Below are 12,892 nucleotides of genomic sequence, written 5' to 3' on the forward strand. Positions count from 1 at the left end.
TTCGTGATCGGAAATGGATGGGGGGCAGGCGCTGCGTCGAACATCCGGTGAGGCACCGTCCGTCCTTCCCCTTCTCCCGTCACCCCGGCGCAGGCCGGGGTCCAGTTTCGTAGAGCAAAGCGCTTGTGACCCTGGACCCCGGCCTGCGCCGGGGTGACGGTGAGAAAGTGGGAGTGGCGCCAAAAACGAAAACGTAGTCGACACAGCCCCCCAGGCGTCTGTTACTTCCCCGCCCCCACATAGGGCCGGTGCAGGGCGACCTCGCGGTTCAGCTCCACACCAAACCCGGGCTTGTCGGACAGTTTCAGCTTGCCATTCACCGGCACCGGCTCACCCAGCAGCTGCGGGTGGAACATCGGCACCACCTTGTCGGCCTTGGGCGCCATCATCAGGAATTCGGCGAACGGGCTGTTATGCCGGGTGATGACGAAGTGATAGGAATAGACCGAGCTGCCGTGCGGAATGACCATGATGCCCCGGCTGTCAGCCATGTTGGCAATCTTGGTCAGCTCCGTCACGCCACCGCACCAGCCAACATCGGGTTGGATGATGTCGCAGCAATCCATCTCCATCAGCATCCGGAAGCCCCAGCGGGTGGCCTCATGCTCACCCGTGGTCACCAACATGCCCGGCGGGGCTGCCTTCTTCAGCGCGGCATAGCCCCAGTAATCGTCGGGCGACAACGCCTCTTCGATCCATTTCAGGCCGTATTCCTGCGCCTTGTGGGCCAGCTTGGTGGCGTAATTCAGGTCCAGTGCCATCCAGCAATCGAACATCAGCCAGAAATCCGGCCCCACCCGCTCCCGCATGGTGGCCAGTTCCTCGATATTCTTGCGCAGGCCCTCTTCCCCTTCGGCCGGGCCGTGATGCAGCGGCATCTTGCCACCGATGAAGCCCATTTCCTTGGCCAGATCGGGCCGGGCACCGGTGGCGTAGAAGGTCAGCTCATCGCGCACGGCACCGCCCAGCAGGTGGTAGACCGGCTCCTGCCGCAGCTTGCCCAGCAGGTCCCACAGGGCCAGGTCGACGCCGGAAATGGCGTTCACCACCAGACCCTTGCGGCCATAATACTGGGAACCGAAATACATCTGGTCCCAGATCTTCTCCACTTCCACCGGCGAACGCCCGATCAGGAAGCGGGAGAAGTGCTTTTCCACCAGATAGCAGGCGGGCTCACCCCCGGTGGTGACGGCAAAACCGACCGTGCCGTCGGCCGCCTCGATCTCCACCACCAGCGTGCCCAGCACATTAATGCCGAAGCTCTGCCGGCTTTGGCGGTATTCCGGATACCGGCTCATCGGCGTGGCAATATGGTCGTCGATCCAATGGCCGTCGCCCTGGTCATGATAATCGGCACCGCCACCCCGCACCACATAGGCACGAACATCGCGGATAAGGGGAAAGCCCATGATGCTGTCCACTCCCTGGAGGGGCGATCATCGCCCGTTCTCATTTATGGGATACTGTTCTATAAAATGGGACTTGCCCTGTCAATGATGTCGATGCGTGGGGTGGCTTGATAGAAACTTGGGTAGGTAAAGCTCCCCCTTGCTGTCTATTTTGCTTTATGAGAGTTATGTCCGCAATATGGGACTCACAATCGGAGGAAATGATGCTGCTTGAAGGCAAGACGGTGCTGGTAACGGGCGCCTCGCGCGGGATTGGCGCGGCGGTGGCGGTGGAATGCGCCCGCCACGGGGCCAATGTGGCGATCAATTACGCCAGCAGCCCGGATGCCGCCGATGCGGTGGTGGCGGAGATTGAGGCACTGGGCCGCCGCGCCATCGCCGTGAAGGGCGACGTGGCCGATCCGGCCGCCGCCACCGACTTTGCCAAGGCGGCGGTGGATGCCTTTGGCAGCGTGGATGTGTTCGTGTCCAACGCCGGCATCTGCCCCTTCCACAGCTTCCTGGACATGCCGGCGGAGGTGGTGGACCGCACCATCAAGGTGAATCTGAACGGCGCCTTCTACATGACTCAGGCGGCAGCCAACCGGATGAAGGATCAGGGCAAGGGCGGTGCCATCGTCGCCATCTCCTCCATCTCCGCCCTGGTCGGCGGCGGGATGCAGACCCATTACACGCCCACAAAGGCGGGTGTGCATTCGCTGATGCAGAGCTGCGCCATCGCGCTCGGCCCCTATGGCATCCGCTGCAATTCCGTGCTGCCCGGTACCATCATCACCGACATCAACCGCGATGATCTGGCTGATGAGGCCAAGCGCAAATATATGGAAGGCCGCATTCCGCTGGGCCGCCTGGGCCAGCCGGAGGATATTGGCGGTGCCGTGGTCTTCCTGGCCTCCGACATGGCGCGCTACGTCACCGGTGCGGCCATCCTGGTGGATGGCGGTGCGTTTGTGAACTTGCAGTAACCAGATTCATCCAGCCCCGGCGGGTTGATCCCGCCGGGGCTGGAGTTCGGGGTACAATAGCGCCTTTATACCCCAGGCGGCACATGGCTGATGCCATGGGTGGCAAAGATGCCGGCAATGCGACCGTCGGCCAGCAGGCCGGCCATTATATCTTCCAGCCGATAGCCCAGGTCGCGGCTGTCGGTTTTCACCGCCAGGCCGATCTCCCAAGCCTGTTTCAACAGGCCGGGGAACGGCCCGCGCCGGATGACCAGGCCCTTGGCCTTGCCGGCCAATCCCTGTTCCACCTGGGCCAGAGTCGCCATCGCCGCACCCGCATTGCCCTCTGTCAGGTCGGCCAGGGCTGCAGCGGGTGTCAGGTGGTGAACCACATCCCCGCGCAGCCGGCCGCCAAACGCCCCGGTCAGATAGAAATCCGGCACACTGTCCGTCTCCACGGCAACCGCGCTGCCCGCCATCTCCACCAGATTTCCCCGGCATTCGGTGCGCGCCGGATTGCAGGCCAGCGCGAAACTTTCCCGGTGATAGGGGGCGGTCAGCACCGCCATATCGTTGCGCAGGCCGAATTCCCGGTCATGGGGAACATGCATCATGATATCCGCCACCGGTTCGCCCAGGATGGAGCCCTTCCAGACGGCGTTGCGCAGATCATCATCCATATTCTCGTCGGCCGTCAGTTCCATGAATTCCGCCTTCAGGCCCAGCTTTTCCGCCAGGGCCCGGCCGATATCCACGTCAATGCCAACCAGCCTGCCCTCTGCCCGCCAGGACCAGGGGGGATTGTCCCGATAGACGGCGATGCGCAGCACGCCCTTGGCCATCACCTTGTCCAGCGGGGCGGCCGGGCTGGAACGCGAAAACCCTGCCGCAAGCGGCAGGGTTGTGATCAGCGTCAGCAGATGACGCCTGTTCATTGCGGAACCGTTTCCAGCCAGGCGCGAATGGCCCAACCGGCCTCCTGGCCTAGTACCTCCCCAAAGGCGGGCATATAGACCTTGCCATCGCGCGATGCGCCTTTGCGGAAACGTTCGGAGAACCATTCATCGCCGGTATCCCCCGTCTCCAGAAAGCGCAGATCGGGGGCGATGCCGCCGGAAATGGCGCCCAGCCCGTGGCAGCGGGCGCAATTCTGGTTATAGGCCGACGCCCCGATCTCAATGGCCCGCTTGTTCCCGCGATAGGGGTTGCTGGGCCGCCAGTCCGGCCCCAGCTTCTCCAGCCCATCGGTGTTCACCGGTTGCGGGGTGACATCCCCATGCGCCAGCACGGGCAGGGAAAAACTGGCGGACAGCAGGGCAGCGGCGATCAGGCCGGCGGCGAGGCGGGCGGGCGACGGCATGGTGATTTCCTCAGGGAAGAATGGTCGGTGACGGGCTGGCGAAGCAGCCTTGCAATGGTTGGAAGGGTAACCGTTTCCCCCTGCGCACCTAATTGGACTTTGGTGCCAAAGCGCTTTCCACGGGCTTTCGGGGACATGCTGCCATGGTCTAATGGCCCCGCGCATGGCGGCCCGATAGGCTTGCCGGTCAATGGCTGGAAAAGCCTGTCCGGGGGAGGAAAGATGATGCGTCGATGGGTATTGCCCGTTTTCCTGGGTGTGGCCATGGCAGCGCCGGCCCATGCCGGCACGCTTTATGTCTCCAACGAGCGCGATAACAGCCTGACCTTGATCGACACTTCCAGCTTGACGGTGACCGGCACCATCAAGGTGGGGGCGCGGCCGCGCGGCATCACGCTGTCCGCCGATGGCAAGCAGCTTTACATCTGCGCCAGTGATGATGACACGGTTCAGGTGCTGGATATTGCCACGGGCAAGCTGCTGCATGACCTGCCGTCGGGGGACGATCCCGAACAGTTCGCCCTAGCCCCCGACGGCAGCCATCTGTTCATCGCCAATGAAGATGACAATGTCGTCACCGTGGTGGATGTGCCCAGCCGCGCCGTCGCCTATCAGATCGATGTCGGGGTGGAGCCGGAGGGGATGGCCGTCAGCCCCGACGGCAAATGGGCGGTCAATACGTCAGAGACCACCAACATGGTGCATTGGATCGACACCGCCACCCGGCAACTGGTGGATAATACCCAGGTGGATGCCCGGCCCCGCCATGCCGAATTTTCCGCCGATGGCAAACAGCTTTGGGTGTCGGCGGAAATTGGCGGCACGGTGAAGGTGATTGATGTCGCCAGCCGGCAGGTGCGCCAGACCATCGGCTTTGCCATCAAGGGCGTGCAGGCGGACAAGCTGCAGCCGGTCGGTATCAAGCTGTCCCGGGATGGAAGGCTGGCCTTTGTGGCGTTGGGGCCGGCCAACCATGTGGCGGTGGTGGATACGGCCAGCTTTCAGGTGAAGGATTATCTGCTGGTCGGCCGCCGGGTCTGGCACATGGCGCTTTCGCCGGATGGCAAGACGCTGTTCACCACCAATGGCGTCTCCAACGATGTTTCCGTCATTGATGTGGAGGCGTTGAAGGTGGTGAAATCCATCCCGGTCGGGCGCTATCCCTGGGGCGCGGCGGTGGTGCCGTGACGGCGGCGCTCTCCGTCACCGGCCTGCGCTTTGCCTATGGCAAGGACGGGTTTGCCCTGCGGGATGTTAATTTTGCCGTAGCACCTGGCCGCTTCACCGCCCTGCTGGGGGCCAATGGGGCGGGCAAATCCACCCTGATGGGGTTGCTGACACGGCTTTTCACCCCCGATCAGGGGGATATCCGGGTCTGCGGCCATGATCTGCGGCGCAACCCGCGCGCCGGGTTGGCGGCTATGGGTGTGGTGTTCCAGCAGCCGACCCTGGATCTGGACCTGACAGTGCGCCAGAATCTTACCTATGCGGCGGGCCTGCGCGGCCTCGGCGGGCGAGAGACGGCCTCCCGCATCGCCGCGCTGCTGGACCGCTTCGTCCTGTCGCCGCGGGCCTGCGACAAGGTGCGGCTGCTGAATGGCGGGCATCGCCGGCGGGTGGAACTGGCCCGCGCCCTGCTGCACCGGCCGCCCCTGCTGATCCTGGATGAACCCACCGTCGGGCTGGATGCCCCGTCCCGCCGCGATCTGGTGGCGCATGTACACCGGCTTTGTCAGGAGGAAGGTGTCAGCGTGCTATGGGCCACGCATCTGTTTGATGAGGTGGCGCCGGGTGATGATGTGGTGCTGCTGCACCGGGGTGCCGTGCGGGCACGGGGGAGCGTGCCAGACCTGCTGGCCGTCAGCGGGGCCAGCGATCTGGCCGGTGCCTTCCAGGCGCTGACGACAGAGGGGGCGGCGGCATGATGGCCTATCTGCGGGCGCTGCGCGCCATTATCTGGCGGGAAATGCTGCGTTTTCTGCATCAGCGGGAACGGTTCGTGTCCGCCCTGGTGCGGCCGCTGGTCTGGCTGTTCATCTTTGCCGCTGGCTTCCGTGCGGCGCTGGGCATTTCGGTGCAGCCGCCCTATGACACCTATATCACCTATGAAATCTATGTGCTTCCGGGGCTGGCTGCCATGGTGCTGCTGTTCAACGGGATGCAAAGCAGCCTCTCCATGGTCTATGACCGGGAGATGGGCAGTATGCGGCTGCTGCTGACTTCCCCCCTGCCCCGGGAATTTCTGCTGCTGGCCAAGCTGCTGGCCGGGGCGGTGGTGGGGCTGGTTCAGGTGGCGGCCTTTCTGGCCATTGCCGCCCTGGCGGGGCTGACGGCCCCTGCCCCCGGATATCTGACGGTGATCCCCGCCCTGTTGCTGGCCGGTCTGATGCTGGGCGCGGTTGGCATGTTGCTCTCCAGCACCATCCGGCAATTGGAGAATTTTGCCGGGGTGATGAATTTCGTCATCTTTCCGGCTTTCTTTCTGTCCTCAGCACTCTATCCCCTGTGGAAGATGCGGGAGGGCAGCGAATGGCTCTATCAGCTTGCACGCTGCAACCCCTTCACCCATGCGGTGGAACTGATCCGCTTTGCGCTTTATGGCCGGCTGGAGCCGGCGGCAGCAGCCTGGGTCGCCGGGGCGACACTGGTTTTCCTGCTGCTCTCCTTCTGGGCCTATAACCCGGCACGCGGCCTGATGCCGCGTAAGGCCGGCGCTGGCGAGGGCTGATAAAAAAGACCGCCCGGTGTGCTGCCGGGCGGTCGCAGTGTCGCGCGGGAAGCGGCGGATCGCCCGCCGCCCCCACCCGGGAGGATCAGAAGAACAGGATCGCACCGATGGCGATGGTGTCGGACTTGGCCTTGTTGCCGCCATGGGCCTCAGCCGTGGTGTTGATATATTCGCCGACCAGCGTCACCCAATCGGTCAGGGCATAATGGGCGGCCGCCACCCAGGATCTGTTTACCGACAACAGGGTCGGGTTCACCTCCCCCTTGGCCAGATCGAGACGGCTTTCACCATAGGAGGCGGCCAGCGTCACCTTGTCGATCTTGTAGGTGCCCTGGACATAGAAGCCGTCGCTGTCGCGCCGGTTGCCCTTGGCATCGGCCGAGAGAATGAACAGCCCCGTCGTGCCGACCCCCTTGCCGGTATAATAATAGCCCAGCAGACCGGCATCGCCGATGCCCAGCTTGCCGCCGACATCGAAGGCGGTCCCCTTGTAATCCGGCCCGCCGGGGGTGGCCGGGTCATGATCCTGGCTCAGCACGCCCGCCCAGAGCCGGCCGCTGACAGTGCCGCTTTTCACATCATAGGTCGCCTTGGCCTGGAAGCCGGGCGTGTCATTCAACTCGCTCTCCCCCGCGGTGGCCAGCGGCTGGAAGATGCCGGCTGAGAGTTTGAAGCCGGCGAAATCGGGCGTCGTATAGGTGATCTGCGGCTGGAAATCCGTATAGATATAGCCAAGCCCGATGCGCCCCAGCGACGTGTTGGAGGGGGCGGCATTGCCGGCCGCCGTCCCCACCCCCAGCAGGGTGATATCGGACAGGATGGCGTCGGAGCCGAACAGGCCGATATCACGCCCCACCTTCACCTCACCAAAGCCGGCGCGGGCGAAGGTCAGATAGGTCTGGCGGAAATCAATGCCGGAAGTGGTCAGCGCCGTCGGCTGGCCGGCGGAATTGGCACCGCCGCCCCAATTGACACTGTTGATGCCGGGATACATGCCGAAATGTGCCCCGACATCCCATCCGCCCTGCCGGGTGGTGACATCGAATTTCAGGAAGCCGGGCAGCAGACCATTGCGGATGGCGCTGGTATCATTGCCGCCCACACTGGCCAGCCCGCCCACGACATTCTTGCCCGGACCGGGGCTGTCGGCATTGTCCTTGACATAGAAGCCGTTGACGGAGCCGGAAATCTGCACATTCACCGCCCCGACCTTGAAACCGACGCCGCTGTCACTGGCCTGCAGCAGGCGGCCGGGATCGGTCGGGGTGGCGGATGCGGCAACCGGGGCCGGCTTTGCTTTCTCCTCCTCCGCGCGGCGGGCGGACAGGGCCTGATATTCCTGCTCGCTGAGAATACCTTTGGCCTTCAACTGTTTCAGCAATTCCTCCGTCGTGTCGGCCATGGCGGGGCCGCTGAGCCCGAAACCCAAAGCCAGGCCGCACGCCCCCAGCCGCAGAACCTTGCGCAGGTGCATTTTTACCTCCCCTTTTGATGATTGGCCCGTCTCTCGGGCAAGTTATCCCCTGTGCCGCTGCAAATATTCGCAGCGGGTGGAACAAAAACGGTGAGATTGAAAAGGTTTCACGGCGACACTTTAGGAAGCATCGAACCGGCTTGATATTGGACGTTGGTTTATTGAACTTTGGGGGGAGAGTATTTTCAGCAGAAGCGCCCCTGAAACCATACGCCACAGCGCCGGAAAGGGCATGATCACCTGTCCCCAGGGCATAGTGGGCTGGCACATGCTTCCTTGGTCTAATATGGCCAGCCTGACCGGGGCCGTAGCATGGGGGCAATGATAAATACTTCCGGGGAGGAAGCGATGTTGCCCATCGTCAGCCGCCGGGCCTTCATGGCCGGGGCCGCGGCCCTTGCCAGCCTGCCCGTTCAAGGGGCGGCGGCGGCGCTGCGGCTGGGTCTGCTGCCCTTTGGCACGGTGCAGTGGGAAATGGCCACGGCACAGGCCCATGGGCTGGATCGCACAGCCGGGCTGACCCTGTCGGTGCAGGAACTGGCCGGCACCCAGGCGGCACAGGTGGCCCTGCTGGGCGGGGCCGTGGATGTGATCGCCGCCGACTGGCTTTGGGTGGCGCGGCAGCGGGCGGCCGGTATTGGCCTTTCCTTCATCCCCTATTCCTGTTCGGTCGGTTCCATCATCGTCCCGGCCGACAGCCCCATCCGCAGCACCGCCGATCTGGCCGGCCGTCGCCTGGGTATTGCCGGTGGGCCGGTGGATAAGGGCTGGCTGCTGCTGCGGGCCCAGGCGGCCCAACGCTATGGTCTTGATCTGGCAACCAGCGTCACGCCCCTGTTCGCCGCCCCGCCGCTGCTTTCCCATGAATTGCAGGCCGGACGGCTGGATGCGGTGCTGACCTATTGGCACTACGCGGCAAGGCTGGAGGCGGCGGGGCAGCGCCAACTGGCCAGCGTGGCAGAGCTGGCGCATGATCTGGGCCTGCGCCGGGAGGTGCCGGCCCTGGGCTATGTCTTCCGTGATGACTGGGCTTCTCGCAACCGGGAAAGCCTGACGGCCTTTGCGCAAATCTCCCGCCAAGCCAAGGCGATCCTGGCCCGGGATGATGCGGCCTGGACGTCGCTGCGCCCCCCGCTGGCCGCTGAGGATGATGCCACCGCCCGCCTGCTGCGCGACCGTTTCCGCCAGGGCATCCCCCAGCGCTGGACAGAGGCGGAGCGGGCGGATGCCGCCCGGCTGTTTGCCCTGCTGGCACAGCTGGGCGGGCGGGAACTGGTGGGCGATGCGGCCACCATCCCGGATGGCACCTTCTGGCCGATCTCCTGGGGGTGAGGCTTTGTTGCGGACGGCCCTTTCCATCCTGGTGATCCTGATCGTCTGGCAGGGGGCGGCCTGGGCGGTGGCCGGCCCCACCCTGCCCGGTCCCGCCCTGGTGGGCAGTGTGCTGCTGCGGGAGGCTGCGTCCGGCCAGCTCTGGCTGCATCTGGGCATCACCCTGGCGCGGGTGGCCGCTGCCTTCATCCTGGCCATGTCCATCGGCACCGCCATCGGAATTGCCATGGGGCGGTCGGCCTTGCTGGACAGCCTGATGGGCCCCTGGCTTACCCTGGCGCTGAATATGCCGGCCCTGGTGGTGATCGTGCTGGCCTATCTGTGGTTCGGCTTGACGGAGGCGGCGGCCATCGGCGCCGTCGCCGTGAACAAGATCCCCAATGTGGTGGTGCAGGTGCGGGCCGGCGCGCGGGCCCTGGACCCGGCCCTGGCCCGCATGGCAACGGCCTATCGGTTCAGCCGGTGGGACCGGCTGCGCCATCTGCTGCTGCCGCACCTGCAGCCCTATCTGTTCGCTGCTGCCCGCAATGGCCTGTCTTTGGTGTGGAAAATCGTGCTGGTGGTGGAATTGCTGGGCCGGGGCAATGGGGTTGGCTTCAAGATTCATTTGGCCTTCCAGCTATTCGACGTAGCCAGCCTGCTGGCCTATGCGCTGGCCTTTGTCATGGTGGCGCAATTGCTGGAAATGGCGGTGCTGGCCCCGCTGGAACGGCGGGCCTGTCGCTGGCGGGGGGATCATGACTGACGCCGCCCCCCTGTTGCACCTGTCCATCCAGGAAAAACGCTTTGCCGGCACGCCGGTGCTGGCCGGGCTGTCGCTGAGCGTGGCCGCCGGCGAACTGGTGGCCCTGGTGGGGCCCAGCGGCTGCGGTAAAAGCACGGCGCTGATGCTGGCAGCCGGGCTGGATGGTGATTTTCAGGGGGAACGCCGTCTCGCCCCCGGCATCCATCCGGCTGTGCATTTCCAGGAACCCTGCCTGCTGCCATGGCGCAGCCTGACGGCCAATGTCGATTTGGCCCTGCCAGCCGCCCAGCGGAACAAGCGCCAGGCCCGGCATTGGCTGGCGCAGGTTGAACTGCCGCCGGAAAGCCATGGGCAGTACCCGTCACAAGTCAGCCTGGGGATGCAGCGCCGGGCCGCACTGGCCCGCACACTGGCCACCGGCAGCGACCTGCTTCTGCTGGATGAACCGTTGGTGTCGCTGGATGCACCGCTGGCCAGCCGGCTGCGGGCCCTGCTGTTGCAGCAGATGCGGGAACGGCCGGGCCTGGGCATTCTGCTGGTCACCCATGATCTGGAGGAGGCGGCCTTTCTGGCCGACCGCATCCTGGTGCTGGGCGGAAACCCTGCCGGTGCAGTGCGGGAACTGCGCCCGACCGGGGAGCGCGGGCGACGGCCGCAGGACCGGATCAGCCAGATCATCGGGCAGATAAACCTTGCCCAAGGGTTCGCCCCGACCCTTATAGATCAATGAATTGCCGAAGAACGGCCAAAGCCGGAGAAGCCCCAAGCGATGAAACACAGCCATTCCACCGCCCTGTCCCCCAGGCATCTTGTCTCCCTTGGTATCATCAGCCTTGCCATGGTCCCCCCGGCCCTGGCAGCCGATACCAATCAAGTGGCAGAGATCGTCGTCACCGGGCGGCGGGAGGGGGTGCCCGCCTATGAGCGGGCCTATGGGCCGACCGTGATTGATGCCGCCACCCTGGCCACCGCCCCCCAACGCAGGCTGGACGAGGCCCTGCGGGCGGTGCCGGGTTTCAGCCTGTTCCGCCGTTCCGGCTCGCGCACCGCCAACCCGACGGCCCAGGGCGTCAGCCTGCGCGGCATCGGCCCCAACGGGGCCGGGCGCACCCTGGTGCTGGTGGATGGTGTGCCGGTGAATGACCCGTTCGGCGGCTGGGTCTATTGGTCCCGCCTGCCGACCGCTGCGGTCGACAATGTGGTGCTGACCCGTGGCGGGGGGGCCGGCCCCTGGGGCAATGCCGCCCTGGCCGGCACCATCCGGATTGAAACAAAACAGCGTGACGGGTTGGATCTGGAACTGGCCGGTGGCAGCAACAGCACCTGGATGGGGCAATCGTCCGTCGGGGGCTCGGCCGATGGCTGGCATCTTGGCCTGTCCGGCAGCGCCTTTCGTACCGATGGCGTCAATCTGGTGGAGCCGTCGCGGCGCGGCGCCATCGACATCAAGGCCAACAGTGACGCCTATGCCGTGGATGGCACCTTGTCCACCCAACTGGGCAGCGTCACGGCGACAGCGAAACTATCCGGTTTCAAGGAAAGCCGGGGCAATGGCACCCCCTACACCAACAATTCAACCGACGCGACGGAGGCCAGCCTGCGGCTGGTCGGCACGGGGGAAAAGATCGATTGGGAGGCCGTGGCTTATTGGCGGGACTGGTCCTTCGCCAGCACCTTTTCCGGGGTGAATGGGGCCCGCACGGCGGAAACCCCCTCGCTGGATCAGTATGATGTACCCGCCACGGCCAAGGGCGGCATTCTGCAGGTCGCCTTTTCCCCGGCGGACGGACACCAGACGGATATCGGCGCCGATATCCGCCAGACGGAGGGCAAGACCCGCGAACTGATGACCTATAGCGCCGGCCGCTACACCAGAATGCGGGATGCTGGCGGCAGCCAGTCCGTCGCCGGCCTGTTTTTCGAACATGCCTGGACCGGCATTCAGGGCCTGACCGTTTCCGCCGGCGGCCGGCTGGATGCCTGGCGCAACAGCGATGGCCGCCGGATTGAAAGCGACATTGCCAGCGGTACCTTGTTGCGCAATGACCGCTATGCCAAGCGCGATGGCACCGTCGCCAATGGCCGCGCCGGCATCGACTGGCAGGCCAGCGACCTGCTGGGCCTGCGGGTGGCCGCCTATACCGGCTTCCGCCTGCCCACCCTGAACGAGCTTTATCGTCCGTTCCGGGTCGGCAATGACATAACGGAGGCCAACCCCGGTTTGCAGCCGGAACGAATGCGCGGGGTGGAGGCCGGGCTTCGTCTGAGCCCTGGTGCCGGGATCACGGCCAACGTCACCCTGTTTCATGTGCGGCTGAAGAATGCCGTGGATAATGTGGTTATCCAGACCAGCCCCGGCACCAATGCCGAACTGGGGATCTTCGTGCCGGCGGGTGGCAGCCTGGCCCAGCGCCGGGGCCTGCCCCGCGTTGAGGTGCAAGGGCTGGAGGCGGAAATCGGTTGGCAGGCCGCACCGACTTTACGTTTTGGCGCTGCCTATCTCTTCAGCGACAGCGAGATCACCGATCCCGGCACGATGGCGGCGTTGCGGGGCAATCAACTGGGCCAGGCACCCCGGCATTCCGGCACGGTTGACGTGACATGGACCCCGCGCCCGGAACTGACCCTGCGCGCCCAGGTCCGGGCTGCGGGCAAACAGTTCGAGGATAGCCGCAATCTCGGTACCCTGGACGGCTTCATTGTTGGCGATCTTTATGCCGCGTGGCGGGTGGATCAACAGTTGGAATTCTACGCCACGGCGGAGAATGTCACCGGCGAACGGGTTGAAACCGGCCGTCGCAGCGACGGTCTGACCAATATCGGCCCGGAGCGCCAATGGCTGGCCGGCGTGCGCGTCCGGTTGTGATGGTGACAAACGAAAAGGCCCGGAACAACGTCCG

The 12,892-nt window shown here is 64.9% G+C and carries 12 protein-coding genes; 8 read left to right on the top strand and 4 right to left on the bottom strand.

Annotation, left to right across the window (positions count from 1 at the left end; genetic code table 11):
* Positions 1-221: 221 nt before the first annotated feature.
* Positions 222-1,409 (bottom strand): L-rhamnonate dehydratase, encoded by a 1,188-nt coding sequence (gene rhmD, locus CHB97_RS19145; RefSeq protein WP_089289614.1) that lies wholly within the window; start codon positions 1,407-1,409, stop codon positions 222-224.
* 200 nt (positions 1,410-1,609) lie between these two features.
* Here rhmD and CHB97_RS19150 point away from each other — a divergent pair, with 200 nt between their 5' ends.
* A complete protein-coding gene (locus tag CHB97_RS19150) occupies positions 1,610-2,374 on the top strand; it encodes an SDR family NAD(P)-dependent oxidoreductase (RefSeq protein ID WP_305764486.1) in 765 nt (254 codons plus the stop codon).
* 65 nt (positions 2,375-2,439) lie between these two features.
* On the opposite strand, the gene CHB97_RS19155 is transcribed toward CHB97_RS19150, so the two are convergent.
* Both CHB97_RS19155 and pedF read right to left on the bottom strand, forming a co-directional pair.
* On the bottom strand, positions 2,440-3,288 hold the full coding sequence (locus CHB97_RS19155; RefSeq protein ID WP_089289616.1) for an ABC transporter substrate-binding protein: 849 nt from the start codon (positions 3,286-3,288) through the stop codon (positions 2,440-2,442).
* A complete protein-coding gene (pedF, locus tag CHB97_RS19160; protein ID WP_089289617.1) occupies positions 3,285-3,713 on the bottom strand; it encodes a cytochrome c-550 PedF in 429 nt (142 codons plus the stop codon). The genes CHB97_RS19155 and pedF overlap by 4 nt, the downstream gene beginning before the upstream one ends.
* A 222-nt stretch (positions 3,714-3,935) precedes the next feature.
* Between pedF and CHB97_RS19165 the strand changes: the two genes are divergently transcribed.
* From CHB97_RS19165 to CHB97_RS19175, 3 genes are read left to right on the top strand one after another with little or no spacing between them, the layout of a single operon-like run.
* The gene (locus CHB97_RS19165) at positions 3,936-4,901 is read left to right on the top strand and encodes a YVTN family beta-propeller repeat protein (protein ID WP_200820023.1); all 966 of its coding nucleotides are present in this window, start codon (positions 3,936-3,938) and stop codon (positions 4,899-4,901) included.
* Positions 4,898-5,638, top strand: coding sequence for an ABC transporter ATP-binding protein (locus tag CHB97_RS19170; RefSeq protein ID WP_200820024.1), 741 nt, complete (start codon positions 4,898-4,900; stop codon positions 5,636-5,638). Before CHB97_RS19165 ends, CHB97_RS19170 begins: the two co-directional genes overlap by 4 nt.
* On the top strand, positions 5,635-6,441 hold the full coding sequence (locus CHB97_RS19175) for an ABC transporter permease (protein ID WP_089289619.1): 807 nt from the start codon (positions 5,635-5,637) through the stop codon (positions 6,439-6,441). The genes CHB97_RS19170 and CHB97_RS19175 overlap by 4 nt, the downstream gene beginning before the upstream one ends.
* An 85-nt stretch (positions 6,442-6,526) precedes the next feature.
* On the opposite strand, the gene CHB97_RS19180 is transcribed toward CHB97_RS19175, so the two are convergent.
* Complete coding sequence (locus CHB97_RS19180) at positions 6,527-7,915, bottom strand: porin (RefSeq protein WP_200820025.1); 1,389 nt, start codon at positions 7,913-7,915, stop codon at positions 6,527-6,529.
* A 348-nt stretch (positions 7,916-8,263) separates the two neighbouring features.
* Between CHB97_RS19180 and CHB97_RS19185 the strand changes: the two genes are divergently transcribed.
* The 4 genes from CHB97_RS19185 to CHB97_RS19200 are packed head-to-tail and all read left to right on the top strand — an operon-like array spanning position 8,264 to position 12,858.
* Positions 8,264-9,247 (top strand): ABC transporter substrate-binding protein, encoded by a 984-nt coding sequence (locus tag CHB97_RS19185; RefSeq protein ID WP_200820026.1) that lies wholly within the window; start codon positions 8,264-8,266, stop codon positions 9,245-9,247.
* Positions 9,248-9,254: 7 nt separating this feature from the next.
* On the top strand, positions 9,255-9,992 hold the full coding sequence (locus CHB97_RS19190) for an ABC transporter permease (protein WP_244559614.1): 738 nt from the start codon (positions 9,255-9,257) through the stop codon (positions 9,990-9,992).
* On the top strand, positions 9,985-10,722 hold the full coding sequence (locus CHB97_RS19195; protein WP_089289621.1) for an ABC transporter ATP-binding protein: 738 nt from the start codon (positions 9,985-9,987) through the stop codon (positions 10,720-10,722). Before CHB97_RS19190 ends, CHB97_RS19195 begins: the two co-directional genes overlap by 8 nt.
* A gap of 39 nt (positions 10,723-10,761) precedes the next feature.
* On the top strand, positions 10,762-12,858 hold the full coding sequence (locus CHB97_RS19200; protein WP_089289622.1) for a TonB-dependent receptor: 2,097 nt from the start codon (positions 10,762-10,764) through the stop codon (positions 12,856-12,858).
* Positions 12,859-12,892: the final 34 nt, after the last annotated feature.

Origin of the sequence: Azospirillum sp. RU38E, assembly GCF_900188385.1 — a bacterium.
In the GTDB taxonomy this organism is placed as follows: Bacteria; Pseudomonadota; Alphaproteobacteria; order Azospirillales; family Azospirillaceae; genus Niveispirillum.

Excerpts from the sequence above, each read along its gene's own strand:
- CHB97_RS19185 (WP_200820026.1), top strand. The coding sequence starts at position 8,264 with ATGTTGCCCATCGTCAGCCGCCGGGCCTTCATGGCCGGGGCCGCGGCC.
- CHB97_RS19150 (WP_305764486.1), top strand. The coding sequence starts at position 1,610 with ATGATGCTGCTTGAAGGCAAGACGGTGCTGGTAACGGGCGCCTCGCGC.
- pedF (WP_089289617.1), bottom strand. The coding sequence starts at position 3,713 with ATGCCGTCGCCCGCCCGCCTCGCCGCCGGCCTGATCGCCGCTGCCCTG.
- CHB97_RS19165 (WP_200820023.1), top strand. The coding sequence starts at position 3,936 with ATGATGCGTCGATGGGTATTGCCCGTTTTCCTGGGTGTGGCCATGGCA.
- CHB97_RS19180 (WP_200820025.1), bottom strand. The coding sequence starts at position 7,915 with ATGCACCTGCGCAAGGTTCTGCGGCTGGGGGCGTGCGGCCTGGCTTTG.
- CHB97_RS19195 (WP_089289621.1), top strand. The coding sequence starts at position 9,985 with ATGACTGACGCCGCCCCCCTGTTGCACCTGTCCATCCAGGAAAAACGC.
- CHB97_RS19155 (WP_089289616.1), bottom strand. The coding sequence starts at position 3,288 with ATGAACAGGCGTCATCTGCTGACGCTGATCACAACCCTGCCGCTTGCG.
- rhmD (WP_089289614.1), bottom strand. The coding sequence starts at position 1,409 with ATGGGCTTTCCCCTTATCCGCGATGTTCGTGCCTATGTGGTGCGGGGT.
- CHB97_RS19200 (WP_089289622.1), top strand. The coding sequence starts at position 10,762 with ATGAAACACAGCCATTCCACCGCCCTGTCCCCCAGGCATCTTGTCTCC.
- CHB97_RS19175 (WP_089289619.1), top strand. The coding sequence starts at position 5,635 with ATGATGGCCTATCTGCGGGCGCTGCGCGCCATTATCTGGCGGGAAATG.